This window comes from Streptomyces sp. NPDC048171, from assembly GCF_043202655.1.
Taxonomy (GTDB): domain Bacteria; phylum Actinomycetota; class Actinomycetes; order Streptomycetales; family Streptomycetaceae; genus Streptomyces.
In genome coordinates, this window is the sequence record NZ_JBIDAU010000001.1 from 514,621 (window position 1) to 538,899 (window position 24,279).

The window sequence follows — 24,279 nt, forward strand, 5'->3', positions numbered from 1 at the left end:
CGTCGTATTCCGTCCCATGTGCCCGACTCGATTTTCCGGGGCCCACGGACGAGTCTGCACCCAGTGACGAAGACCTGGGAGGCATGAGGATGAGCTGGCTGGTCACGGGCGGAGCCGGGTACATCGGCGCGCATGTGGTGCGCGCCCTCGTCGACGGCGGGGAACACGTCGTCGTCTACGACGACCTGTCCACCGGCAGCACCGACCGCGTCCCCGACGGGGTCCCGCTGGTGGTCGGCAGCGTGCTCGACGGAGCCCTCCTGGAGGGCGCGATTCGTGACCATGCTGTGACAGGCGTGGTGCACATCGCGGGCAAGAAACAGGTCGCGGAGTCGGTGGAGCGGCCGCTCCACTACTACCGGGAGAACGTCACGGGCCTCGCGACCCTCCTGGAGGCCATGACGGCCACCGGTGTCGGCCGCCTCGTCTTCTCCTCCTCCGCCGCCGTCTACGGCATGCCCGATGTGGACCTCGTCACGGAGGACACCCCGTGCCTGCCGCTGAGCCCCTACGGCGAGACCAAGCTGGCCGGGGAGTGGCTGATCAACGCCGCCGCCCGGGCCCACGGCATCCGGGCCGCCTCGCTGCGCTACTTCAACGTCGCGGGCGCGGCCGCCCCCGAGCTGTCCGACTCCGGCGTCTTCAACCTCATCCCGATGGTCTTCGAACGCCTGGAGGCGGGCGACGCCCCGCGCGTCTTCGGCGACGACTACGCCACCCCCGACGGCACCTGCGTACGGGACTACATCCACGTAGAGGACATCGCAGCGGCCCACCTCGCGGCCGCGCGGCGCCTGGCGGACGCCCCGGAGGGGACCGCGCTCACCCTCAACGTGGGGCGCGGTGAGGGCAGTTCGGTGCGCGAGATGGTGGACCGCATCCTCAAGGTCACCGGCCGGCAGGACACCGCCCCGCGGGTGAGTCCCCGCCGCCCCGGCGACGCGGCCCGCGTCGTCGCCTCCGCCGACCGCGCCCGCGAGGAACTGGGCTGGACGGCCCGGCACGACCTGGACGCCATGATCGAGTCCGCCTGGCAGGGCTGGCGCCACCGGCACGGCTGACGTCCGGCCGCGCGGCCGCGGCGCTCAGGCGCGGCCCCGCGGCTCCGTCCGCCCGGCGTGCGGCGTGCCGGCGGACGCCGTGGGCCGCTGGGCGGGCCCGCGCCGCGGCCCGGGCAGGGGCAGCTCCGTGGCCAGCCGCTCGGCCATGCGCGCCCGGTGCTCCCCGGCCGCCGTGCACAGCGACCGCACGGCCGCCGCGAAGCGCTCCTGCGGCGGCGGCCCGGCCGGGCCCAGCAGCCGCAGGGCCAACGCGGCGCGCTCCCCGGCCAGTTCGTCCAGCTCCGGGTGGCGGACCGCCTCCAGCAGGTCCGGCACCCCGGCCGCGTCCGGCGTCAGCACGGTCGCCGCCACCACCGTCGGGAACGACTTGCGGAACACGTCCTCGGCCAGCCCGCTGGTGTTGGCCACCGCGTACGGCTTGCCGCTCGCCAGGAAGTCGCTGATCACGCTGGAGACATCACTGATCAGCAGGTCCGCCCGGTTGAAGCAGGCGTAGAGCGGCGGCCGGGAGTCCGTGACCACCTGGTGCTCCCACTCGGGCAGCGACGCCCAGTACGCCACCTCCCAGGCGGCCGTCGCCCGCGCCACCGCCTCCGCCCGCCCGGACGCCGGAGCCGGACCGCGCAGCATCCGCTCCGCCTGGTCGGCGGCCGACCGGAAACCGGGCGCGGTGAGCCGGTCCAGCTCCGCGGTCCGCCGGGCCAGCCCGGCCGCCGCCGACGGCGCAGGGCGGGGCCCGCCCCGCTCCCGGTTCGCCGCCCGCACCAGCTCCCGCACGCGCAGATCGGCCGCCCGCGCCCGCGGATCCACCGACCCCGTCAGCGGATGCGGCTTGTACAGCAGCCGTACCGCCGGGTCCGCGAGCAGCGCCCGGACCAGGTGCTCGCCCGCCTCGACCACCGACGTGTTGCCCGGATTGCCGTCCCAGCCCTCCCAGGTCGGCGCGTACAGCACGGTCGTGAAGGCCCCCGGCGCGGGCGGCCCCGCGTGCGGCCGTACGGCGCCGAGCTGCGGGCGGCCGATCTCCACCACGTCCTTGTCCTCGACGCCGACCTCCGCCAGCGCGTACCGCTCGCGCGCCGCGGGACCGGCCACCCACACCTCGTCGTACGCCTTCGCGTACGGGTTGCAGGAGGACAGCTTGTCGCTCTCCCCGTGATTGACGAAGGCGTGCTTGATGGTGGGGATGCGCAGCACCTGCGAGGTCTTCCCGGAGTTCGAGGGGTGCAGCATGACCCGGAGGGTGGAGTGCTCCAGGCGCATCAGCGTGGACACCTTCGGCAGGCACACCACGGGGATGTCCGTCGCCGCGATCCGCTGCACCATGAACCGCTCCCGCAGCACGATCACCGGCCGCCCCTCCAGCCGCGCCAGCGGCTCCAGCCACATGTTCGCCTGGTACGCCGAGGACGCCCCGCCCGAGAAGTACAGGCCGACCGTCGGCCGGTACTCCGCCAGCCACGCCTCGAACCAGTCGAGCACCTCCTGCTCACCGGCGGGCCTGCGCCCCGGCAGCAGCCGCGTCAGCAGCGCGCACAGACCGGCCAGTGCCAGCGTGAGGGACAGCCCGAGGCCCGCCGCGCCCCACACCGGCGCGTCGGCGACCGCCGTGGCCAGCAGCCCGGCCGACGCCGGCAGCCCGAAGACCGCCAGCCGGTGCCCGGGGCGGCGCAGCAGCAGCGGGGGCGCCGGGGTCAGCCGCAGCGCCGAGGCGTCGATGTTCCGGGTCACCACGGGCAGCGTCCGGGTGCGGCGGACCAGCACGGACACCGCCTGGACCGCCCAGTGCAGCCCGTAGAAGAGGAGCAGCGCGGCGACCAGCGGGGCGTACACCCCTTCCCGGTGCTGCTCGCCGAGCCGCAGCAGCCCGACCACGAGCAGCAGGTCCCGCAGCACGTGCCGGACCGTGACGTCGGCGTGCGACTTGGCGAACAGCGACACCATGCCGCGCTGCCACCGGTACAGCACCCCCTCGGCGGCCAGCGAACCGGCGGTCGCGGCGAGCAGCAGCGGCACGTGCGGCAGCAGCGCGCCCACCGCCTGGGCGGCGAAGGCGGCCGCCAGGACGCCCACGACGAGCAGCTTCACCACGGTCCGCCGGCCGGGCAGGCGCGGGCGGCGGAGGCGGGAGGGGCGGGGGAGGCGGGGGCGGGGCAGAGAGAGGGGCACTGCGGTCGCTCCAGGCTTGTCGCGCATCGGACATCCGGGTTAACGCCGGGCGGCCTCCCGACGACACGCGCGTGTTGACGCGAGCCCCCGCGCGGAGGTGCCCCGCAGCCCTGTCCGGAGCCTGGACCGCGGCGCAGGGCGGGCTCCCCTTCGCGTAGATTGCCTGGCGAGCGCGGGGTTCGCGCGCGTCGAACGGGAGAGGCGGACGGCAACCGTGGCAGGGGCAAGGCAGGCCGTGGGCGAGGCCCGCAGGATCGTCGTCAAGGTCGGCTCCTCCTCGCTGACCACCGCGTCGGGCGGCCTGGACGCGGACCGCGTGGACGCCCTGGTGGACGTCCTCTCCAAGGTCCGCTCAGGTGGCGAGCGGGAGATCGTCCTCGTCTCCTCCGGCGCCATCGCCGCGGGGCTCGCCCCGCTGGGCCTGCGGCGCCGCCCCCGGGACCTGGCCCGCCAGCAGGCCGCCGCCAGCGTCGGCCAGGGCCTGCTGGTCGCCCGCTACACCGCCTCCTTCGCCCGCTACGGCGTCCGCGTCGGCCAGGTGCTGCTGACCAGCGACGACATGAGCCGCCGCGCGCACCACCGCAACGCCTCCCGCACCCTCGACAAGCTGCTGGCGATGGGCGCCTTTCCGATCGTCAACGAGAACGACACCGTCGCCACCGACGAGATCCGCTTCGGCGACAACGACCGGCTCGCCGCCCTCGTCGCCCACCTGGTCCGGGCCGACCTGCTGGTCCTGCTCTCCGACGTGGACGGCGTCTACGACGGCGATCCGAGCAGGCCCGGCACCTCGCGGATCGCCGAGGTGCACGCCCCCGCCGACCTCGCGGAGATCGAGATGGGCAGCGCCGGCAAGGCGGGGGTCGGCACCGGCGGCATGGTCACCAAGGTCGAGGCGGCCCGGATCGCCGCCGCGGCCGGCATCCCGGTGGTCCTGACCAGCGCGGTCCACGCCGCCGACGCCCTGGCCGGCGGCGACACCGGCACCTACTTCCACGCCACCGGCAGGCGCTTCGCCGACCGGCTGCTCTGGCTCCAGCACGCCTCCACCCCGCGCGGGGCGCTCATCCTCGACGACGGGGCGGTGCGCGCGGTCGTCGAGGGCCGCAAGTCGCTGCTCCCGGCCGGAATCGCCGGCGCCGAGGGCGAGTTCGCCGCCGGCGACCCCGTCGAGCTGCGCGACGGCACCGGACGGGCGGTCGCGCGGGGCCTGGTCAACTTCGACGCCAAGGAGATCCCGCTGCTGATCGGCCGCTCCACCCGCGAGCTGGCCCGCGAGCTGGGACCCGCGTACGAACGAGAGGTCGTACACAGGGACGATCTGGTGATCCTGCACCCGTAATAGGTCGAAACGTCCCCGAATCGGCGGTGGACGTTCCGCAAAACCGCCCCGCGAGCCCGCGCGGCCTGCTCAACTTTTCCCAGGGACGGACCCGGCCGACCGCCGGGCCAGCCGTGTGTGTGAAGGAGGCCGTCGTGAGCGGAGTGCGCCCTGGGCCGGCGGCGTCCCGCGGTGGTACCGCCTCCCGCGGTGGTACCGCCTCCCGCGGCGGCTCGGGCTCCCGCGGCGGCACCGGCGCCCGTACCGGCGGCCCCCGCAACGGCGCCCGCGCACCCGGTGAGGAACGCGCCCTGACCAGCGTCGCGGCCGGCGACCGGTTCCGCGGCGAGGACCCCGGGCACACCCCGCGTCTGTGGCACGTCACCCTCAGCGTCTCCGGCGCCCGCGCACCCCTCACCGAGGTGCGTCGCGCCCTCGAACAGCTCGCACACGACCATCCCTTCCTGCTGACCAGCAGGTACGCCGACGACCACGCGGAGATCCGGTACTGGGAGGAGGCCCGCGACCTGCACGACGCCGCCGCGGTCGCCCTGCGCCTGTGGGGCGAGCACCGGCAGACCGCGGGACTGCCGCCGTGGGAGATCGTCGGCCTGGAGGTCATCGACCGGGCCACCTACCACCAGCGCATCGCGGCGGGGTACGGCCCGGCACCGGCGACGCCGGTGGGGGTACATCCCTTTTAGCGGCATTCGCCACTGTCCGTTGCATGTCTCGGGGTTTGGGACACCCGGTGATCGCCCCGGTCCGGCCCACTACGCTTCCCCCATGACCACGCTCTCGCCGTACGACTCGATGTCCCCGGTCACCCGGGCCGCCTACCGGGCCAAGGCCGCCGCGGCCGACCTCGCGCCGTTGCCGCGGGCCGTCAAGGACGACGCGCTGCTCGCCGTCGCGGACGCGCTGGAGGTGCGGACCAGCGAGATCGTCGAGGCCAACGCGCAGGACGTGGCCAAGGCCCGCGCCGCCGGGACCAGCGAGGCCATCATCGACCGGCTCACCCTGACCCCGGAGCGGGTCCGCGCCATCGCCTCCGACGTGCGCGACGTCGCGGCGCTGCCCGACCCGGTCGGCGAGATCGTGCGCGGCTCCACGCTTCCCAACGGCATCGACCTGCGCCAGGTCCGGGTGCCGCTCGGCGTGGTCGGCATCATCTACGAGGGCCGGCCCAACGTGACCGTCGACGCCGCCGCCCTCTGCCTGAAGTCCGGCAACGCGGTCCTCCTGCGGGGCTCCTCCTCGGCCTACCAGTCCAACACCGCCCTGGTCCGGGTGGTCCGCGACGCCGTGGGCGGGGCCGGGCTGCCCGCCGACGCGGTCCAGCTGGTGCCCGGCGAGAGCCGGGAGAGCGTGCGCGAGCTGATGCGGGCCCGCGGGCTGGTCGACGTCCTCATCCCGCGCGGCGGCGCCTCGCTGATCAACACCGTCGTCCAGGAGTCCACCGTCCCCGTCATCGAGACCGGCACCGGCAACTGCCACGTCTACGTCGACGCGCTCGCCGACGTCGACACGGCCGTCGAGATCCTGGTCAACTCCAAGGCGCAGCGGGTCGGCGTCTGCAACGCCGCCGAGACCCTCCTGGTGCACCAGGACGTCGCCGCCGACTTCCTGCCCCGCGCCCTGGACGCCCTCGCGGAGGCCGGGGTCACCGTGCACGCCGACGAGCGCGTGATGGCGTACGCCCGGGACTCCAAGGTGACGGCCGTCGAGGCCACCCCGGAGGACTGGGAGACGGAGTACCTGTCGTACGACATCGCCGCGGCGGTCGTCGACTCCCTCGACAAGGCCGTCGAGCACATCCGGCTGTGGACCTCCGGCCACACCGAGGCCATCGTGACCACCTCGCAGCAGGCCGCCCGCCGTTTCACCCAGCTGGTCGACTCCACCACGGTCGCGGTGAACGCCTCCACCCGCTTCACCGACGGCGGCCAGTTCGGCTTCGGCGCCGAGATCGGCATCTCCACCCAGAAGCTGCACGCCAGGGGCCCGATGGGGCTGCCCGAGCTGACCAGCACCAAGTACATCGTCACCGGCGACGGGCACGTACGGCGCTGACACGATCGGGGCATCCCACCCAACGGACGAATTTCCCGGCCGTCTGCCCAAAACGACCCCCCAGGTCTACTCTGGATCCGTGCCGGAGGACGTGGGGGGTACGCCGTTTCCCGACGGCTGGGAGCCCGACGACGAACACGACCGCGGGGTGTCGGACGAAGAGTTCGCCTCCGTGGTCTTCGACGAGGCCTTCGTACGGGCGGCCGCGGTGCACGAGCCGACCGCCGTCGAGCGCCTCCTGGCCGCCGCGCAGGCCCGCGCCGAGGCCACCGAGGCGGAGGCGGCCCGCCGCGGCCGCACCAGAGCCGACCGCTACGACGACGGGTACGGCGATTTCGGCCATGATCCCGACCTCGACGACCCGGACGACCGCGACCTCCTGGACCGCCCCTACGGCGCCCCTCCCGCGTCCGGCAAGCAGGTCCGCTGGCACCGGCCCGTCGCCTGGATACTCGCCCTCGTGATGGGCGTGGGCATGGTCGCACTGGCCTTCGCGGCCGTCTACCGGGGAGCGTCCTCGGGCAGCGGCACGCAGCAGGTGCCGCCACCCGCGTCGACCGGCCCCGAGCAGGGCGGCTCCGTGACCCCCTCGGCCTCCGCCGACTACTCGCAGCCCGCCGTCCCGGTGCTTCCGAGCAGCCCCTGACCTGCCGTCCCACGGCCCGAAGCTGTCCCAACTTGACCTGCACCGGCGCGTTTACGCGACCTTCCGCCGACCTACCCTGAAGGTATGGCAGGGCTTGGCGATCCGCCCGGAGGGACGCCCGAGGGCGCCCCCGGCGGCGGAGAGGACGAATACCGATCCGTCGTCTTCGACGAGTCGTTCGTCCGCGCTGCCCGGCTCCAGGAGTTCTCCGCCCAGGAACGCATCACCGACCACGCCCCCGCCGTCCGCCGCCGCCCGCCGCTGCGCCGGGCCGGCCTCTCCCGGCAGGCGCTCGTCCTCGTCGTCCTGATCGCCGTGGCCTTCGGCACCGCCATCTACATGGGCGTACGGCACCCGTACCAGAACCCGTCCGCGCAGCGTGCCGCGGAGCCGGTGCGGATGACGGTCGTCCCGCTCGCACCCCGGGGCAGGGTGCCCGGCGCCGACGACGCCGGCTTCCTCTACGAGCACAGTCCCGCCGCGGGGTTCCGCACCGCCGCCGAGGGCGTCCCGCTGCCGGGGGCCCGGCGCACGGCGCACTTCTCCGAGGACCAGGTGCTGAACGCGCTGACCACCGCCAAGAACTACATCGTCCGCTCGGCGCTGGACCCGGACGTGCTGGGCGGCCGGGAGGTGCGCTCCGTGCGGGTCCTGCTCGATCCCGACCAGCTCCACCAGTTCGACGAGAGCTTCGAGCAGCCCACCGCCGACGGACGGCACGCGCCCACCGGGTGGCTGGTGCGCTTCGACCCACTCCGGGCCGAGCTGGCCGACCCCGAGATCCGGGTGAACGGCAGCCTGCGGGCCCTGGAGACCGACGCGTCCACCCTGGAGGTCACCGCCGACCACACCATGGTCTACGCACTGCGGCCGGCCGGTGACCAGCGGGCCGGGACGTCGCTGTTCACCGTCCGGCGCGAGCTGACCTTCCGCTACGACCGGGAGGACCTGCGCCTGCACCAGACGCAGCTGGTCGCCTCCTACGTCCAGGCCGGGCCGCTCTCCTGCGCCGAGGACTCGGCGAACCACCTGCGGCCGCTGCTCGCCGGCCAGACGGCCGGGACCGGCGCCCCCGCCGGCACCGACCCGTACACCTCGGGCGACGCCGCCGCCCTGTGCGGGACCCTCGCGGCGAGCGCCCAGCCCAAGGTGTGACGTCCCCGCGCCGGCTCAGGCGCCGTCGCGGGGCGGCCGGCCGTCCGGATCCTCGGGGCCGTCGGCGCCCGCCGGGCCCTCGGAGGACCCGTTCGCGTCACCGGGCGGTCGCGACTGGGAGGACGTGAAGCCGCCGAAGCCCCGCCGCATCCGGTCGCCGAGGTCACCGGCGCCGCCCGCGATGTCGTTGACCAGCTTCATCAGCGGGTCCTTGGAGCCGCGCACGTGCGTCGCGTAGTGGGACGCCGACTCCCGGAAGGAGTCCCGGACCGAGGTGTCCTTGTCCTCGTCGCGCCGCGGGTAGTGGCCGTCCATGATCCGCTGGAAGTCCCGGGAGGCCGCCCACTTCTTCAGCTCGGCCGCCCGCACCGTGGTGAAGGGATGGGTGCGCGGCAGCACGTTGAGGATCTTCAGCACGGAGTCGCGCAGGTCGCCCCCGGCCTCGTACTCGTCGGCCTGCTCCAGGAAGGCGTCCACGTTCATCTCGTGCAGGTGGTTGCCGCCCGCGATCTTCATCAGGCCGCGCATGGACGCCTGGATGTCCTGGCCCACCAGCAGCCCCGCGCGGTCGGCGGACAGCTCCGACTTGCGGAACCACTCGCGCAGCGCGGTCACGATCGCCATGATCGCCACGTTGCCCAGCGGGATCCAGGCGACCCGGACGGCCAGGGACGTCAGGAAGAGCAGGATGGTCCGGTAGACCGAGTGCCCGGACAGCGCGTGCCCGACCTCGTGCCCGACCACCGCACGCATCTCCTCCTCGTCGAGCAGCTCGACGAGGCCCGTGGTCACGACGATGATCGGCTCGTCCAGGCCGATGCACATCGCGTTCGGCACCGGGTCCTGGTTGACGTACATCGGCGGGACCTTCTCCAGGTCCAGGATGTAGCAGGCGTCGCGCAGCATGACGTTCAGATGGGCGAACTGCCGGTCCGAGACGCGTACCGAGTCGGACAGGAACAGCAGCCGCAGACTCCGCTCGGGCAGCAGGCCGCTCAGCGCCTTGAAGACCGTGTCGAAGCCGCTCAGCTTGCGCAGCGCCACCAGCGCGCTGCGGTCGGCCGGATGCTCGTACGCACGCGAGGAGATCCCCGGGAAGCGCCTGCGCTGCCGGCTCGGCACGTGCTCGTGCCCGTTGTCCTGGTGGCCGTCGGACATGTCTTCCCCCATGTGCGTGTGTGTGGCCCGTGCGGGTGTCTGGCCTTTGCGAACCCTTGTGCGGTCCTTTGCACCCCCGGAGCCGGGCCCAGCCTAGGCGGCGATACCGTGGACGGGCAGTACGTCGAAGGAGTCCACGCCATGCAGCACATCCCCCACCCCGACTGGCTCGCCGGGGCCGCGACCGCCGCCGAGCAGCAGGGGCCGGGGAATCTGCTCCGGATCGTCCTGATCGTCATGGTCCTGGGGTGCGTGCTGACCGCGTGGTTCCTGCTGCGGGGGTACAAGCGGAAGGACGACTGAGCCGATCCGAAGGTTCCCCGGACCCCTCCCGAGCGCTTCCGTCGGCGGAGTCGGCGTGATCGCCCGTGAGCGGCCCGCATACGATGAGCGGACGTCTTGTCCCGCCCACACCGGATAGGTCCTGCCGATGAGCCTTCCCCTCAGCGCCGCCCAGTTCGCCACCCTCGCCGCCGAGGGCGGCGAGGAGCACAGCGGCAACCACGAGAGCCTCAGCCCCTACGTCACCGGCATCGGCGCGTTCATCGCCCTGATGCTCCTGCTGTGGATCACCACCCGGTTCAACCGCGACCGCTGAGCACCCGTGGCCGTGGGGGCGGCCGGGGTGCCCGGGGTGGGCCGGTAGGGTCTGCACGCATGGGAGAGCAGGACACGCCTACCGGCCCGGCGTACACGCCGGGGCGCGGCACGCAGAACGCGGTGCCCGCCCGCGCCACCGGTCCGGGCAACGGCCCGTCGTCGCCGGGGAAGCGCCGTCTGGGCGTCATGGGCGGCACCTTCGACCCGATCCACCACGGGCACCTGGTGGCGGCCAGCGAGGTCGCCGCGCAGTTCCAGCTCGACGAGGTGGTGTTCGTCCCCACCGGACAGCCGTGGCAGAAGAGCCACCGAACGGTGTCCGCGGCCGAGGACCGCTACCTGATGACCGTCGTCGCGACCGTCGAGAACCCGCAGTTCTCCGTGAGCCGCATCGACATCGACCGCGGCGGCCCCACGTACACCGTGGACACCCTGCGCGACCTGCGCGCCCTCAATCCGGACGCCGACCTGTTCTTCATCACCGGCGCCGACGCCCTCGCCCAGATCCTCACCTGGCGCGACAGCGAGGAGCTGTTCTCCCTGGCGCACTTCATCGGCGTCACCCGGCCCGGCCACACCCTCACGGACGCCGGGCTCCCCAAGGGCGGCGTCTCGCTCGTCGAGGTCCCGGCCCTCGCCATCTCCTCCACGGACTGCCGTGCGAGAGTCGCCAAGGGCGATCCCGTCTGGTATCTGGTGCCGGACGGAGTCGTGCGCTACATCGACAAACGCCAGCTGTACCGCGGCGAGTGAACCGAGAGGGGCACCGGTGAACGACGGATACGCCGCGGGATACGGCGGCGACGACCAGTACGAACTCGTCGGCTACGACGAGTACGGCCGGCCGGTCTACCGCCAGGCCCAGGCCGCTCCCGGCGGGCAGCAGCAGTACGACCCGTACCAGCAGCAGGGTCAGCAGTACGGGCAGCAGGGCTACGGCTACGACCAGTACACCGCCCCGGACGGCGGGCAGGCCGCCCAGCGGCCCTACGACCCGTACGACCCCTACGGCTCCGGTACCGGCTACGACACCGGGCAGCAGCCCGCCACGCCCGGCCACGGCTCCTACGGCCATCCGCCCGCCGCGCAGCAGCCGTACGACCCCTACGGCCAGGCCGCGACCAGCGGCCCGCAGCCCCGGGTCGCCGAGCAGACCGCGCACATCCCGCAGCAGGCGGGCCCGCGCGAGGAACCGCAGCCGTCCGCCCCCGGCGCCGACGACCGGGACTACCGGACCGAGCAGTTCGCCTTCGTCGAGGAGCCGGCCGGCGACTCCGAGGACGTCATCGACTGGATGAAGTTCACGGAGAACCGCACCGAGCGCCGCGAGGAGGCCCGGCGGCGCGCACGCACGCGTGTCGTCGCCCTGGTCGTCGTCCTGGCCCTGGTCGCGGTCGGCGGCGTCGGCTACCTCTGGTACGCCGGAAAGCTCCCCGGCGTGGGCTCCTCCGACGACAAGACCGGCGGCACGACGGCGGCGGGCGCCCAGAAGCGTGACGTGATCGCCGTCCACCTGCACGACACCAAGGGCGGCTCCACCTCCACCGCGCTGCTCGTCGACAACACCACCACCAAGAAGGGCACCGCCGTACTGGTGCCCAACGACCTCGCCCTGACCGGCGACGACGGCAGCACCACCACGCTCGCCAAGTCCGTCGACGACGAGGGCCCCGATGCCACCCGGACGGCCCTGGACTCCTCCCTCGGCACCGACATCGAGGGCACCTGGCGCCTGGACACCCCGTACCTCCAGATCCTCGTCGACCTGGTCGGCAACATCGAGGTCGACACCGACGCCGACGTCGCCGACCCGGAGGCCAAGGACAAGGGCGCCACGCCGCTGGTGCGCAAGGGCCAGGGGCAGACCCTCAGCGGCAAGATGGCCGTCGCCTACGCCACCCACCGCGGCTCGGGCGAGCGGGCCGACGCCCAGCTGCAGCGGTTCGGGCAGGTCATGCAGGGGGTGCTGCGCAAGCTGTCCTCCGACCCGCAGGCCGCGACGACCACCATCCAGACCCTCGGGCTGATCCTCGACCCGCCGCTGACCGAGAAGGACCTCGGCTCCTTCCTCGCCGGGCTCTCCGACCTCGCCAAGGGCGGCGACTTCAGGACCGAGCTGCTGCCCGTCGAGGAGGGCGGCTCGCTCAGCGCCGAGGCGAGCGACAACGTCGTCAAGGACATCCTCGGCGGCACCGCCAAGAGCCCCGACAAGGACGCTGCCGTCAGCGTCTCCGTCCGCAACGCCACCGGCGTCGAGGACCGCACCGGCAAGGCCCGCGTCGTCCTGCTCAACGGCGGCTTCACCTTCCTGTCCGGCGGCACCGCCTCCGGCACCGAGCCGAAGTCGGAGGTCGTCTACGCCGAGGCCGCCGACAAGGAGAACGCCGTCCAGGTCGCCAAGACCCTGGGCCTGCCCACCGGCGCCGTCGCCCAGGGGAAGACCTCCGCGAACGCACGGGTCTCGGTGGTGCTCGGCCAGGACTACGAACCGGCGTCGTAGCAGCCGCGGGCCCCTTCGCGGGGCGGCGGCCCGGTTATGGCGTGGGCCGCCGTCGGCGGTCGTGAGACCCTTGAGGTCAACCGACCGCCGACCCGAAAGCCAGGCAGTGACCGCGACCGACCGCTCCATCGAACTCATCAGCACCGCCGCCCAGGCGGCGGCCGACAAGCTCGCGCACGACATCATCGCCTACGACGTCAGCGACGTGCTGTCGATCACGGACGCCTTCCTGCTGGCCTCCGCGCCCAACGACCGCCAGGTCAAGTCGATCGTCGACGAGATCGAGGAGCGGCTGAACAAGGAACTGGGCGCCAAGCCGGTGCGCCGCGAAGGCGACCGCGAGGCCCGCTGGGTCCTGCTCGACTACGTCGACATCGTCGTCCACGTCCAGCACAGCGAGGAGCGCGTCTTCTACGCCCTGGAGCGGCTGTGGAAGGACTGCCCCGAGCTGGAGCTGCCCGCCGACGCCAAGGAGACCCGCGGCAAGGCCGAGGAGCACGCCAGGCTCCAGGCCGCCGAGGAGGCGACGGAGACCGACGGGGACTGGCGATGAGCGCCACCGGCGAGGTGGCCGCGGGCCGGCCGGGCCGCGGCCGGCGCGTCATCCTCTGGCGGCACGGCCAGACCGCGTGGAACGTGGAGCGCCGCTTCCAGGGCAGCACGGACGTCGAGCTGACCGAGACCGGCGTCGCCCAGGCCCGCCGCGCGGCCGAGCTGCTGATCCACCTGAGGCCCGACGCGATCGTCGCCTCCGACCTGGTGAGGGCCGCGGACACGGCCGCCGAGCTGTCCGCCCTCACCGGCCTCGAGGTGACCCTGGAGGAGGGCCTGCGGGAGACCTACGCGGGCGTCTGGCAGGGGCTGACCCACGACGAGATCATCGCCCGGCACGGCGAGGAGTACACGGCGTGGAAGCGCGGCGAGCCCGTGCGCCGAGGCGGCGGCGAGCTGGAGACCGAGGTCGCCGACCGCGCCGCTCCGGTGGTCCTGCGGCACGCCGAGAAGCTCCCCGAGGACGGCACCCTCGTCGTGGTCAGCCACGGCGGCACCATCCGCACCACCATCGGCCGCCTGCTCGGCCTCGACCCGCGCAGCTGGGAGAGCCTCGGCGGCCTGACCAACTGCTGCTGGTCGGTCCTCGGCGAGGGCGCGCGCGGCTGGCGACTGCTGGAGCACAACGCCGGCACGCTGCCGGAACCGGTGCTCGGCGACGACGACTGAGCCGCCGGCGGCGGCCCCGGTCCCCGGATTTCACTTTCCGGCAGGCCACAGGCTAGAGTTCTTCTTGTTCGCCCCGCCGAGCGGAGCGAACCGGAGCACGCGGCCCAGCCGCGTGACACCAGGGGCTATAGCTCAGTTGGTAGAGCGCCTGCATGGCATGCAGGAGGTCAGGAGTTCAATTCTCCTTAGCTCCACAGCCCACGGACGAATCCCGTCCCCCTCGGGGGGCGGGATTTTTCGCATCCACCCGCTTGAGCAACTGGGCTCCCAGGGGCGTATACCCCTGTGGAACTCCGTGTCCCGACTGGTACTGAGGCGTCGCTGACCGTATTGGCCCGGTCGTGGCAGAATCAAACGGCCGGAAGGGGACCGCGACCCGACGGGAGGGAGTGGCGATGCCTGCGAGCATCCTCGAGGAGGTCGGTCACCTCCTCGGCGGAGCGGTGGCACGGACCACGGTCACCCGCCTCCGCTGCCCCTCCTGCGGTTCCGGGCACGTGGCCCAAGTCCTGGGTGACAACGGCGGAATCTCGTACGTGTGCACGGCCTGCGGCCACAGCTGGAGCTGATCGATGGGTGCACACAGGCGGAAGTGCGACTGGTGCGGCAGCGGTACGCCGATCGTGCGCGACATGGAGCCGCTCAACCCGGACTACCAGTACTGGTGCGAGGAATGCGCGCGGGCGCTGATCATAAAGGGCGACCCGATCGAGACGTACCGCGAGCTGGAGGGCGAACCGATCTACGGCCGGCTCCTGGAGGAGCACTGCACCCTCAAGCGGTTCTACTCGTTCGTGACGGCTTAGGGCAAACCGGACGGAACGGAAACGATTTGGTGTTCGCCCCGGTGGACCGTGTAATGTTGGCGTCGCCGCCGGGGAGACCGGGCGGATGAAGGACAAGGGGCTATAGCTCAGTTGGTAGAGCGCCTGCATGGCATGCAGGAGGTCAGGAGTTCAATTCTCCTTAGCTCCACAGCTTCAGAAGGAAACCCCCGGATCGTGATCCGGGGGTTTCTTCGTGTCCGCCGTCAGCGGCCGAGCGCCCGGCGCCCCCGGCCCTGGGAGAGGACCGGCAGGTTGGTGCGCGAGGACGGAGCCGGTCCGCGCAGGTCCTCCTCGATCCGCAGGGCCAGCGCGGGGCAGCGGCGCACCGCGCGCACCGCCTTGGCCTCCGCGAACCGCGGCACGTCGGCCTGTGCGACCGTCGGGAATCCGTCGGCGCCCAGCTGGAAGACCTCCGGGAGGATGTCCGCGCACAGCCCATGGCCCCGGCACAGGGTCCAGTCGACGTAGATCTTCTGCCGGCTGGGGCCGTTCGTCTCGTCGCCGCCGGGGACGCCCGTGGGTGCCATGCCTCCCTCGAAGAGCGGCAGGACGCCCTCCACGGGCCGTCCGCAGCCGTTGCCGAGGACGTGGGCGGCGAGGTCGTCGGTGAACGCGGCGACGGTCGACTCCAGGAACATCGCCGAGCCGTCCGGGTGCGAGCAGGCGCCGCGCCGCTTCACGTTCCGCGCGACCTGCTTGACGGCCTCCAGGGCGGCCGGGCCGCCACCGTTCAGGATGTCCTCCAGGCCGCGCGCGGCGGCGGGCAGACCGAGGTAGCAGGGGCCGCACTGGCCCGCGCTCTCCTGCGCCAGCCACTGGGCCACCCGCAGGGACTCGCCCAGCGGGCAGGTGTCCTGACCGATCGGCAGGATCGCGCCCGCGCCGAGCGAGCCGCCCACCTGCTGCAGGGAGTTGCGGGAGACGATCGCCTCGTCGACGCTCGCCGCGTCGAGCCACTTGCCGTGGTAGCCGCCGGTCAGCACGCCCTGCGGCACCGGCGGAGCGCCGGCCAGCTGGAGGACGTAGCGCAGCGGCACCCCCGTCGGCACCTCGATCACCATGGGCCGGGCGACCGCGCCGGAGACGGTGAGCATCACGGTGCCGGGCTCGTCGTACAGCCCGGTGTTGCCGTAGCGCTCGGGGCCGATGCGGGCGGCGATCGCGAGCTGGGCGAAGGTCTCGGCGTTGGACAGCAGGGTCGGGGCGCCGCCGACCCCGCTCTTCGAGGCGCTGACCTTGCGGCCGGGCGGGATCGCCGGGCCGCCGTCGATGGAGCGGATCAGCGAGGCGGCGGCACCGGTCACCATGCGGACCGGGTTGCGCTGCACGCGGGCCCGCAGGGCGGAACGGCGGCCGTTGCTGAGGCCCCGTTCGGCCAGGGCGGCCTCCATGGAGCGCTGGGTGGACTCGCGGGTGACCCCGATCACGAGGGTGCGGGCGCCCATCGCCTCGGCGCACAGCAGCGCGCCGTCCAGGATCAGGTGCGGGGCACGGTTGATGAGCACCGTGTCCTTGCGGCAGGCCGGCTCGTCCTCGCTGCCGTTGACGACCACGACCGGCCGGACGCCGCGCTTGATCGCCGCCTCGGCGACCGAGCGCAGCTTCTTGTGGAAGGGGAAGCCCGCGCCGCCGCGGCCCTTCAGGTTGATGCGTTCCGAGAGCTGCGCGAGCTGCTCCCCGCCCATCGGTTCGAGCGGACCGTGCACCTTGAGGTGCATCGGCAGATCCAGGCGCTCGACAAGGTCGAAGCCCGACGTGAGCTGGGGAAGACCGACGACGCGGACTTCTGGGACGTCGGGCAGGGCCTCGTTCACTTATGGCCTCCGGAAGGCGTGTTCCAAGGTTCGCCCGAACCCGGTGCGTCGAAGTCGTAGGCCGACGACGGCGCACCGGGGGTTGGTTCATTGGCGGGACCGCTGTTGTACGTGTCGTTCGGGTAGTACGTGTCGTAGACCGCGTTCGTCTCAGCGGTGTCGTACACGTCACTCGACCCGTAGCCGGAGGCATCCGGATTGCCATAGACCGGGATGGTGTGTCCCGTGTCGTTGAGCGGGTCGTAGGCCGACGGGGGTGCCTCGCCGACCGGCGGCGGCGACGGTATGGGCCAGTTGCCCGAGGTGCCGGCGGCGCTGTCCACGTAGGGCATCGTCTCGGTGGGGCGCATGTCGGGCGGCAGCGTGTGGGACCCGGTGCCGTCGCCCGCCAGCGGTGGCCGGCGGGTGCCGGAAGGGCCGGAGACGGCGCGGTAGGCCGCCGCGAAGCCGCTCGCGCGCTCCGGCGGAGTCACGCGTTCCGCGGTCTCGTACAGGGGTGCGGACCTGCCGCGCCGCCGCGTCGCCCGCTCGTAACCGGGCAGCGCCGCGGGGTCCTTCCACTGGGCCCGCTCCTCCGGCCGCTCCTCGCGGACCGGCCGCTCCCCGGTGCCGAAGAGGGCCGCGATCCGGTCGGCGGCCCTGCGCTTGACCGGCCGGGGGGCCGCCCGCAGCGCCAGGGCGCCCATGACGCCCAGGACGGACAGGCCGTACAGGATCGTGAAGACCGGTTTCGCCGCTCGACCCGCGTAGAGCCCGTGCAGCAGGGCCAGGCACCACGCCGGATAGGCGAGCATGTGCATGGCCCGCCAGCGGGAGGCCACGGGGGACGCGGACGCGAAGCGGGTGCGCAGGGCGCCGGTGACGCTCACGAAGATCATGAGCATGCTGGCCAGGGTGCCGAAGCCGATCAGGACGGCGCGGCCGCCGAACTCCTCGTCGTCCGTGGCGAGCAGCCCGAACGGGAGGACGGCGGCGACCCAGGTGGTGTGGTCCAGGGCCAGCTTGACCCCGATGTGCACCACGAGGAACACGACCGAGGCGACCGCGGTGATCCGGTGCACGGCCTGGGCCAGGATCCGCTGGCGGGTGTCGAGGACGATCCGGTCCTGGGCGAGGAGTCCCCAGATCACCGAGCAGCTGAGGAAGACCAGGGAGAGGACGCCGGCGCCGAAGTTGAGGAACTCGGCGAAGGTGTCGTCTGCCGTGCTGTCGTTGGTCACCACGGCAGAACTCCCCACTTCACGGACGCGCCGAGAGGCGTCGAGCCGGTGTCGCGAGGGTGGAACGGGGAGTGGAGCGGAGGGCGGATCGGGGGAGGGTTCATGGGGGCAACTCCGGAGCGGTTCGGGAAAGCGGTCCCGCTGCCGCACTCTAAGTGGCGCCATACCCGTGGGTACGAGGTTTGAGTTATTGCGTTGTTATCAAAAGACAGTGCGCTCGTAGTGTTGTCCCCTTACTGGTTGTTACGCGAAGTAACCTTTGACCTTGGTTCAGGTCTGCCGGTCGCGCGGCCGGCCGGAACGCGCGTCGCGGCCCGATCGGCGACTGCGGTACCCTGACGCCATGCGTGCCGTACGCCTTCTGCTTAGCGAGCCGCGCTGATCAGTCCCGACCCCGGTCGTAGTCCGGTGGCCGGAATCGGCGCGGCGTCCCCTCCTGTGCGAGGGGATTTTTCATTTCCCGGCATTCGCAGCCGCTGGTTGCCGCTGGTCTTGAAGGTCGCAGCCGCTGGCAGAGACGATCGATGGAGCTTTGAGGATCATGAGCGAGACGAACCCCGCGGCGACCGCCCCTGTGTCGGCGGACGCCGCGCCGCACCGCTACACGGCCGCCATGGCCGCCGAGATCGAGGCACGCTGGCAGGACTTCTGGGACGCCGAGGAGACGTACGCGGCGCCGAACCCCAAGGGTGACCTGGCGGGTGACCCCGAGGTGGTCGCCCGGCCCAAGAAGTTCATCATGGACATGTTCCCGTACCCCTCCGGCGCGGGCCTGCACGTCGGCCACCCCCTGGGGTACATCGCCACCGACGTCTTCGCCCGCTTCCAGCGGATGACCGGCCACAACGTCCTGCACACCCTGGGCTTCGACGCCTTCGGACTGCCCGCCGAGCAGTACGCGGTGCAGACCGGCACGCACCCGCGCGTGTCCACCGAGGCCAACATGAAGAACATGGTGAGCCAGCTGCGCCGGCTGGGCCTGGGCCACGACAAGCGCCGGTCGTTCGCCACGATCGACCCCGAGTACTACAAGTGGACCCAGTGGATCTTCCTGCGGATCTTCAACTCCTGGTACGACGAGGAGGCGAGGAAGGCCCGCCCGATCGACGAGCTGGTCGCCCAGTTCGCCTCCGGCGAGCGTGAGGTCCCGGGGCACGCCGGACGCGCCTGGAACACGCTGAGCGAGGCCGAGCGCGCCGACGTCCTGGGCGAGTTCCGCCTGGCCTACGCCTCCGACGCGCCCGTCAACTGGTGCCCGGGGCTGGGCACCGTGCTGGCCAACGAGGAGGTCACCGCCGACGGCCGCTCCGAGCGCGGCAACTTCCCCGTCTTCAAGTCGAAGCTGCGCCAGTGGAACATGCGCATCACCGCCTACGCGGACCGGCTGCTGGACGACCTGGACGGCCTGGACTGGCCCGAGGCCATCAAGCTGCAGCAGCGCAACTGGATCGGCCGCTCCGAGGGCGCGCGCGTCGACTTCCCCGTCGACGGCGAGCGCATCACCGTCTTCACCACCCGCCAGGACACCCTGTTCGGCGCCACCTACATGGTGCTGGCGCCCGAGCACCCCTTGGTCGAGAAGTTCACCCCGGCCGCCTGGCCCGAGGGCACGCACCAGGTGTGGACCGGCGGCCACGCCACCCCGACCGAGGCCGTGGCGGCGTACCGCGCGCAGGCCGCGTCCAAGTCCGACGTCGAGCGGCAGGCCGAGGCCAAGGACAAGACCGGCGTCTTCATCGGCGCCTACGCCACCAACCCGGTCAACGGCGAGCGCGTCCCGGTCTTCATCGCCGACTACGTGCTGATGGGCTACGGCACCGGCGCGATCATGGCCGTCCCGGCGGGCGACCAGCGCGACTTCGAGTTCGCGCGCGCCTTCGAGCTGCCGATCCGCTGCGTGGTCGAGCCGACCGACGGCCGCGGCACCGACCCGGCGACGTGGGAGGACGCCTTCGGCTCCTACGACGCGAAGATCATGAACTCGTCCAACGGCGAGATCAGCCTGGACGGCCTGGGCGTCGCCGACGCCAAGGAGCGCATGACCGAGTGGCTGGAGCGCACCGGCACCGGTGAGGGCACCGTCAACTTCCGCCTGCGCGACTGGCTGTTCAGCCGCCAGCGCTACTGGGGCGAGCCCTTCCCGATCGTCTACGACGAGGACGGCATCGCCCACTCGCTGCCCGAGTCGATGCTGCCCCTGGAGCTGCCCGAGGTCGAGGACTACTCGCCGCGCACCTTCGACCCGGACGACGCCGACACCCGCCCCGAGACGCCGCTGTCGCGCAACGAGGACTGGGTGAACGTCACCCTGGACCTGGGCGACGGGCGCGGTCCCCGCCGGTTCCGCCGCGAGACCAACACCATGCCCAACTGGGCCGGTTCCTGCTGGTACGAGCTGCGCTACCTGGACCCGCACAACTCCGAGCGGCTGGTCGACCCGGAGATCGAGCAGTACTGGATGGGCCCCCGCGAGGGCCTGCCGCACGGCGGCGTCGACCTGTACGTCGGCGGCGCCGAGCACGCCGTGCTGCACCTGCTGTACGCCCGCTTCTGGTCCAAGGTGCTGTTCGACCTGGGGCACGTGTCCTCGGCCGAGCCGTTCCACAAGCTGTTCAACCAGGGCATGATCCAGGCCTACGTCTACCGGGACAGCCGCGGCATCGCGGTGCCGGCCGTCGAGGTGGAGGAGCGCGACGGCGCCTACTACCACCAGGGCGAGAAGGTCTCCCGGCTGCTGGGCAAGATGGGCAAGTCCCTGAAGAACGCGGTCACCCCCGACGAGATCTGCGCCGAGTACGGCGCGGACACGCTGCGTCTGTACGAGATGGCGATGGGCCCGCTGGACGTCTCCCGGCCCTGGGACACGCGCGCGGTGGTGGGCCAGTTCCGGCTGCTGCAGCGACTGTGGCGCAACGTCGTCGACGAGGACACCGGCGAGGTGACCGTCACGGACGTCGCGGACTCCGAGGTCGACACGGACACGCTGCGTGCCCTGCACAAGGCCATCGACGGCGTCCGGCAGGACCTGGAGGGCATGCGGTTCAACACCGCCATCGCCAAGGTCACCGAGCTGAACAACCACCTGACCAAGGTGGGTGGCCCGGTCCCGCGCACGGTCGCCGAGCGCCTGGTGCTGCTGGTCGCGCCGCTGGCCCCGCACGTCGCCGAGGAGCTGTGGCGCAAGCTGGGGCACACCGACTCCGTGGTGCACCACGACTTCCCGGTGGCCGACCCGGCCTACGTCGTCGACGAGACCGTGACCTGCGTCGTGCAGATCAAGGGCAAGGTCAAGGCGCGGCTGGAGGTCGACCCGGGCATCTCCGAGGGCGACCTGGAGAAGGCGGCGCTGGCCGACGAGAAGGTCGTGGCCGCGCTGGGCGGGGCCGGGATCCGGAAGGTCATCGTGCGGGCGCCGAAGCTGGTGAACATCGTCCCCGCGTGAGGCGACGGACGCCGCTTCCCACCGTTCTCGGGGGGATCCCTTAGGGGCGCCCCGGGGAGTGGGTACGGGCAGGTTCGGGGTTCCGCCGGAACCCTGGGCCTGCCCGTTGCGTTTACCGTGGAAGAGCGGCGCGAAGAGTGCCGCGGACGCCGGCGCGCGCGGGCCGGACGCTCGGAGGAGGAGCTTCGTGGAAGCAGTGATCACCGTCTTCGCCCTGCTCTTCGTGCTCGCCGTGGTGCTGGGCGTCTACGCCACGGTGAAGGCGGTCGGCGCGGCCAAGCGCAGCGTGGACCGCGGTATCACCCAGGCCCGGCGCACGGTCGAGGACCACACCTTGCGCGCGAAGTCCCTCGTCCAGACCGGCCCGCTCGGCGAGCTGGCGCAGCTGCGGCTGAGCCTGCGCACGTCCATGCGGGCCACGCAGGACGCGCTGCACGCGCGCGTGGCGGAGGACGCGTCCCTCAAGGAGTCGCTGGCCCTCTTCGAGCGGCTCAGCGCCCACGGTTTCGAACTCGACGGGGAGCTGCGGCGGCTGGAGGCCGAGCCGGACCGCGTGACGCTCGCCGAGCTGCTGCCCTCGCTGCGCGAACGCACCGAGCGCATCACGCGGTCGGCCGAGTCCCTGCGCTGGGCCGCCCGTGACCGGGCCCGCCGCTTCGCGGACGACGACCTCGACTCGCTGAGCGCGCAGATCGACGTCGAGGCCGGTGCCCTGCGGCACTGGACGGAGACGGAGCCCGCCGCCGCGCCGCCGCCCTGGCCCGAGGCCCCGGCCGCCGACGCCCCCGCCGCCCGGCAGAGTTGGCCGGAGCCCCCGGTGCAGGAACCGGCGGAGGAGACGGCGCGCCCCGCCCTCGACCCGCCCGGACCGAACCCCGTGTACCCCTGGCAGAAGAAGGCCCGCCCGGAGAGCACGACCTGACGGCACCCGTGTGAACCCCCGGCCACCGGGGCCGGGCTGCCGCACGGACAGTACGCCAGGTAACCTCCAGCTCATGTCCCGCCATGTCGCGATCGTCACCGATTCAACGGCCTACCTCCCGGCCCGGACGATGGAGCGGCACGGCATCACCGCGGTACCCCTGACCGTCGTACTGGGCGACCGGGCGCTGGAGGAGGGCACCGAGATCTCGACCCGCTCCCTGGCCCAGGCCCTGCAGAAACGGCGCCCGGTCACCACCTCCCGCCCCAGCCCCGCCCTGTTCGCCGAGACCTACCGGAAGATCGCCGAGTCCGGCGTCGACGGCATCGTCTCGCTCCACCTCTCCGCCGAGCTGTCCGGCACGCACGACGCCGCCGTCGTCGCGGCCCGGGAGGCGCCGGTCCCGGTGCGCGTCGTGGACACGGGAATGATCGCGATGGCCCTCGGATTCTGCGCGCTCGCCGCCGCGGACGCGGTGGAGGCGGGCGGCACGGTGGACGAGGCCGTCGCGGCCGCCGAGAAGCGGGCCGCGGGCACCTCCGCCTACTTCTATGTCGACACCCTCGACTACCTGCGCCGCGGCGGGCGGATCGGGGCGGCCCAGGCGCTGTTCGGCTCCGCGCTCGCCGTGAAACCCCTGCTGCAGCTGGAGGGTGGCCGCATCGAGCCCCTGGAGAAGGTCCGGACGGCGTCCAGGGCCATCGCCCGGCTGGAGGAGATCGCCGCCGACCGGGCGGGCGGCGCACCGGTCGACATCGCCGTCCACCATCTCGCCGCCCCGGACCGGGCGTCGGCCCTGGCGGACCGTCTGCGGGAGCGGGTGCCCGCGCTGGCCGACCTGCATGTGAGCGAGGTCGGGGCGGTGATCGGGGCGCATACGGGGCCCGGGCTGCTGGGGGTCGTCGTCTCGTCGCGGTGAGGGGCGTTGCGGTGCTGCGATCGCGCGGTGGTGCGATCACGGCGTGGCGCGTCGCCCGTTCGGGGGGCGGAGTTTTCCACAACCCGTGGGTAGTCCACGGGAATCGACCATGATCGTCGCGGGCGGGTCGAGGTGTCGGATCCTCGGCGCATGGCACTTCGATCACGCTCTCGTTCACAGTCCCCCTCGCGCTCACAGTCACGCTCGGCGATCGGGTCCAGCGGTCCGGGCCGCGCACCGTCCTCCGACGGGCGGCTCCGACACCGCCACCCGCCCCGCTCCCACGCCCGGCACGGACGCCGGCACGCACCCACGGAGGAGCTGCGGCGGCGGGCGGAGGCGCTGTTCGCCGAGCGGGCCGGGCTGGCCGAGCACGATGGATCGCGCGGGGAGTCGGGGAAGGGGCCGCCCTTGTCCGGCGGAGGCGGAGACGCGCCGCTGCCCGCCGCGGCGGATGGTGCCGTCCGGGCGACCTGGAAGGAGCGGTCCGGGCAGGCGCTGCGGGAGCGGATGCCGGTGTGGCTGCAGGCGCGGTGCGGGCTGGAACGGCGCAGCGTGGCCGCGCTCACGGTGCTGCTCGTCGTCGCAGGGCTATTCGCCGTGCAGCACTTCTGGACCGGCCGCACCCAGTCCGTGGCGGCGCCCGAGGTGGTGCGGGAGGCGGCGGCGTTCGGAGCGCGGGACGAGGGCGCGCGTGAGGGCGAGGGCAAGGCGGTCGGTGGGGAGTCGCCCACGCCCGGTGCCGAGATCGTCGTGGACGTCGGCGGAAAGGTCCGCAAACCCGGCGTCCACCGGCTGCCGGCCGGTTCACGGGTCGCGGACGCCCTGCGGGCCGCCGGGGGCGTGCGGGACGGTGCAAGGACCGACGGGCTGAACCGGGCGCGTTTCCTGGTGGACGGCGAGCAGGTCGTCGTAGGCGCTCCCGCACCCGTCGCGGGGGTCGTCCCGGGCGGTGGAGGTACCGCGGGGAGCGGGGCGGCGGCGCCGCCCGCGGCACCGGTCTCCCTCAACACCGCGACCCCGGACCAGCTCGACACCCTGCCCGGCGTGGGCCCCGTGCTCGCCCAGCACATCATCGACTACCGCACCCAGCACGGCGGTTTCCGTTCGGTGGACGAGTTGCGCGAGGTCAACGGCATCGGCGAGCGCCGCTTCGCCGACCTGCGGGATCTCGTGCGGCCATGAGCACGGATCGGTCCACCAGCCTGTCCCCGGATCGGTCCACGGGTCT

General features: G+C 72.8%; 22 protein-coding genes and 2 tRNA genes. 20 read left to right on the plus strand and 4 right to left on the minus strand.

All coding sequences use genetic code 11. The features are described from left to right. Positions 1-89: 89 nt before the first annotated feature. Positions 90-1,061 (plus strand): UDP-glucose 4-epimerase GalE, encoded by a 972-nt coding sequence (gene galE / locus ACGF3J_RS02305; protein WP_161326881.1) that lies wholly within the window; start codon positions 90-92, stop codon positions 1,059-1,061. 24 nt (positions 1,062-1,085) lie between these two features. Here galE and ACGF3J_RS02310 read toward each other — a convergent pair whose 3' ends face one another. Then, positions 1,086-3,257 (minus strand): hypothetical protein, encoded by a 2,172-nt coding sequence (locus ACGF3J_RS02310; protein ID WP_393853414.1) that lies wholly within the window; start codon positions 3,255-3,257, stop codon positions 1,086-1,088. 187 nt (positions 3,258-3,444) lie between these two features. Here ACGF3J_RS02310 and proB point away from each other — a divergent pair, with 187 nt between their 5' ends. From proB to ACGF3J_RS02335, 5 genes are all read left to right on the plus strand, one after another. Then, positions 3,445-4,572 carry a glutamate 5-kinase gene (gene proB, locus ACGF3J_RS02315; RefSeq protein ID WP_161327052.1) on the plus strand — a complete coding sequence of 376 codons (1,128 nt, stop codon included), beginning with the start codon at positions 3,445-3,447 and terminating at the stop codon, positions 4,570-4,572. A 143-nt stretch (positions 4,573-4,715) separates the two neighbouring features. Beyond that, on the plus strand, positions 4,716-5,255 hold the full coding sequence (locus ACGF3J_RS02320) for a hypothetical protein (RefSeq protein ID WP_393853458.1): 540 nt from the start codon (positions 4,716-4,718) through the stop codon (positions 5,253-5,255). A gap of 82 nt (positions 5,256-5,337) precedes the next feature. Beyond that, positions 5,338-6,624, plus strand: a complete 1,287-nt coding sequence (locus tag ACGF3J_RS02325; RefSeq protein ID WP_393853415.1) for a glutamate-5-semialdehyde dehydrogenase — start codon at positions 5,338-5,340, stop codon at positions 6,622-6,624. Between the two features lie 79 nt (positions 6,625-6,703). Further along, entirely contained in the window at positions 6,704-7,270 is a 567-nt protein-coding gene (locus ACGF3J_RS02330) for a hypothetical protein (protein ID WP_161328967.1), read from the plus strand. A gap of 84 nt (positions 7,271-7,354) precedes the next feature. After that, positions 7,355-8,425 carry a hypothetical protein gene (locus ACGF3J_RS02335; RefSeq protein WP_161328968.1) on the plus strand — a complete coding sequence of 357 codons (1,071 nt, stop codon included), beginning with the start codon at positions 7,355-7,357 and terminating at the stop codon, positions 8,423-8,425. Between the two features lie 15 nt (positions 8,426-8,440). Here ACGF3J_RS02335 and ACGF3J_RS02340 read toward each other — a convergent pair whose 3' ends face one another. After that, positions 8,441-9,583 (minus strand): M48 family metallopeptidase, encoded by a 1,143-nt coding sequence (locus ACGF3J_RS02340; RefSeq protein ID WP_161328969.1) that lies wholly within the window; start codon positions 9,581-9,583, stop codon positions 8,441-8,443. A gap of 141 nt (positions 9,584-9,724) precedes the next feature. Here ACGF3J_RS02340 and ACGF3J_RS02345 point away from each other — a divergent pair, with 141 nt between their 5' ends. From ACGF3J_RS02345 to ACGF3J_RS02390, 10 genes are all read left to right on the plus strand, one after another. Then, complete coding sequence (locus ACGF3J_RS02345) at positions 9,725-9,886, plus strand: hypothetical protein (protein WP_185832559.1); 162 nt, start codon at positions 9,725-9,727, stop codon at positions 9,884-9,886. A 127-nt stretch (positions 9,887-10,013) separates the two neighbouring features. Beyond that, positions 10,014-10,181 carry a hypothetical protein gene (locus ACGF3J_RS02350; protein WP_125494020.1) on the plus strand — a complete coding sequence of 56 codons (168 nt, stop codon included), beginning with the start codon at positions 10,014-10,016 and terminating at the stop codon, positions 10,179-10,181. Positions 10,182-10,240: 59 nt separating this feature from the next. Then, a complete protein-coding gene (gene nadD, locus ACGF3J_RS02355; protein ID WP_122620144.1) occupies positions 10,241-10,936 on the plus strand; it encodes a nicotinate-nucleotide adenylyltransferase in 696 nt (231 codons plus the stop codon). A gap of 16 nt (positions 10,937-10,952) precedes the next feature. Then, on the plus strand, positions 10,953-12,683 hold the full coding sequence (locus ACGF3J_RS02360; RefSeq protein WP_161328970.1) for an LCP family protein: 1,731 nt from the start codon (positions 10,953-10,955) through the stop codon (positions 12,681-12,683). A gap of 106 nt (positions 12,684-12,789) precedes the next feature. Further along, the gene (gene rsfS, locus ACGF3J_RS02365) at positions 12,790-13,236 is read left to right on the plus strand and encodes a ribosome silencing factor (protein WP_161328971.1); all 447 of its coding nucleotides are present in this window, start codon (positions 12,790-12,792) and stop codon (positions 13,234-13,236) included. After that, positions 13,233-13,904 carry a histidine phosphatase family protein gene (locus ACGF3J_RS02370; RefSeq protein WP_161328972.1) on the plus strand — a complete coding sequence of 224 codons (672 nt, stop codon included), beginning with the start codon at positions 13,233-13,235 and terminating at the stop codon, positions 13,902-13,904. Before rsfS ends, ACGF3J_RS02370 begins: the two co-directional genes overlap by 4 nt. Before the next feature lie 121 nt (positions 13,905-14,025). Continuing rightward, a tRNA-Ala gene (locus ACGF3J_RS02375) sits at positions 14,026-14,098 on the plus strand. 201 nt (positions 14,099-14,299) lie between these two features. Beyond that, positions 14,300-14,473 (plus strand): hypothetical protein, encoded by a 174-nt coding sequence (locus ACGF3J_RS02380; RefSeq protein ID WP_202558136.1) that lies wholly within the window; start codon positions 14,300-14,302, stop codon positions 14,471-14,473. Positions 14,474-14,476: 3 nt separating this feature from the next. Beyond that, positions 14,477-14,710, plus strand: a complete 234-nt coding sequence (locus tag ACGF3J_RS02385) for a hypothetical protein (protein ID WP_019523121.1) — start codon at positions 14,477-14,479, stop codon at positions 14,708-14,710. Between the two features lie 96 nt (positions 14,711-14,806). Further along, positions 14,807-14,879: transfer RNA gene (locus tag ACGF3J_RS02390), tRNA-Ala, on the plus strand. 55 nt (positions 14,880-14,934) lie between these two features. On the opposite strand, the gene ACGF3J_RS02395 is transcribed toward ACGF3J_RS02390, so the two are convergent. Further along, the gene (locus ACGF3J_RS02395) at positions 14,935-16,545 is read right to left on the minus strand and encodes an NADH-quinone oxidoreductase subunit NuoF family protein (protein WP_161328973.1); all 1,611 of its coding nucleotides are present in this window, start codon (positions 16,543-16,545) and stop codon (positions 14,935-14,937) included. After that, a complete protein-coding gene (locus tag ACGF3J_RS02400; protein WP_161328974.1) occupies positions 16,542-17,768 on the minus strand; it encodes a cytochrome b/b6 domain-containing protein in 1,227 nt (408 codons plus the stop codon). The genes ACGF3J_RS02395 and ACGF3J_RS02400 overlap by 4 nt, the downstream gene beginning before the upstream one ends. A gap of 538 nt (positions 17,769-18,306) precedes the next feature. Here ACGF3J_RS02400 and leuS point away from each other — a divergent pair. The 4 genes from leuS to ACGF3J_RS02420 all read left to right on the plus strand — a co-directional run bounded on the left by leuS (position 18,307) and on the right by ACGF3J_RS02420 (position 24,233). Then, on the plus strand, positions 18,307-21,207 hold the full coding sequence (leuS, locus tag ACGF3J_RS02405) for a leucine--tRNA ligase (RefSeq protein WP_161328975.1): 2,901 nt from the start codon (positions 18,307-18,309) through the stop codon (positions 21,205-21,207). A 187-nt stretch (positions 21,208-21,394) separates the two neighbouring features. Further along, positions 21,395-22,129 (plus strand): hypothetical protein, encoded by a 735-nt coding sequence (locus tag ACGF3J_RS02410; RefSeq protein WP_161328976.1) that lies wholly within the window; start codon positions 21,395-21,397, stop codon positions 22,127-22,129. Positions 22,130-22,202: 73 nt separating this feature from the next. Further along, positions 22,203-23,048, plus strand: a complete 846-nt coding sequence (locus tag ACGF3J_RS02415) for a DegV family protein (protein WP_161328977.1) — start codon at positions 22,203-22,205, stop codon at positions 23,046-23,048. A 150-nt stretch (positions 23,049-23,198) separates the two neighbouring features. Further along, positions 23,199-24,233 (plus strand): helix-hairpin-helix domain-containing protein, encoded by a 1,035-nt coding sequence (locus ACGF3J_RS02420; RefSeq protein WP_393853416.1) that lies wholly within the window; start codon positions 23,199-23,201, stop codon positions 24,231-24,233. The last annotated feature ends 46 nt before the right edge of the window (positions 24,234-24,279 follow it).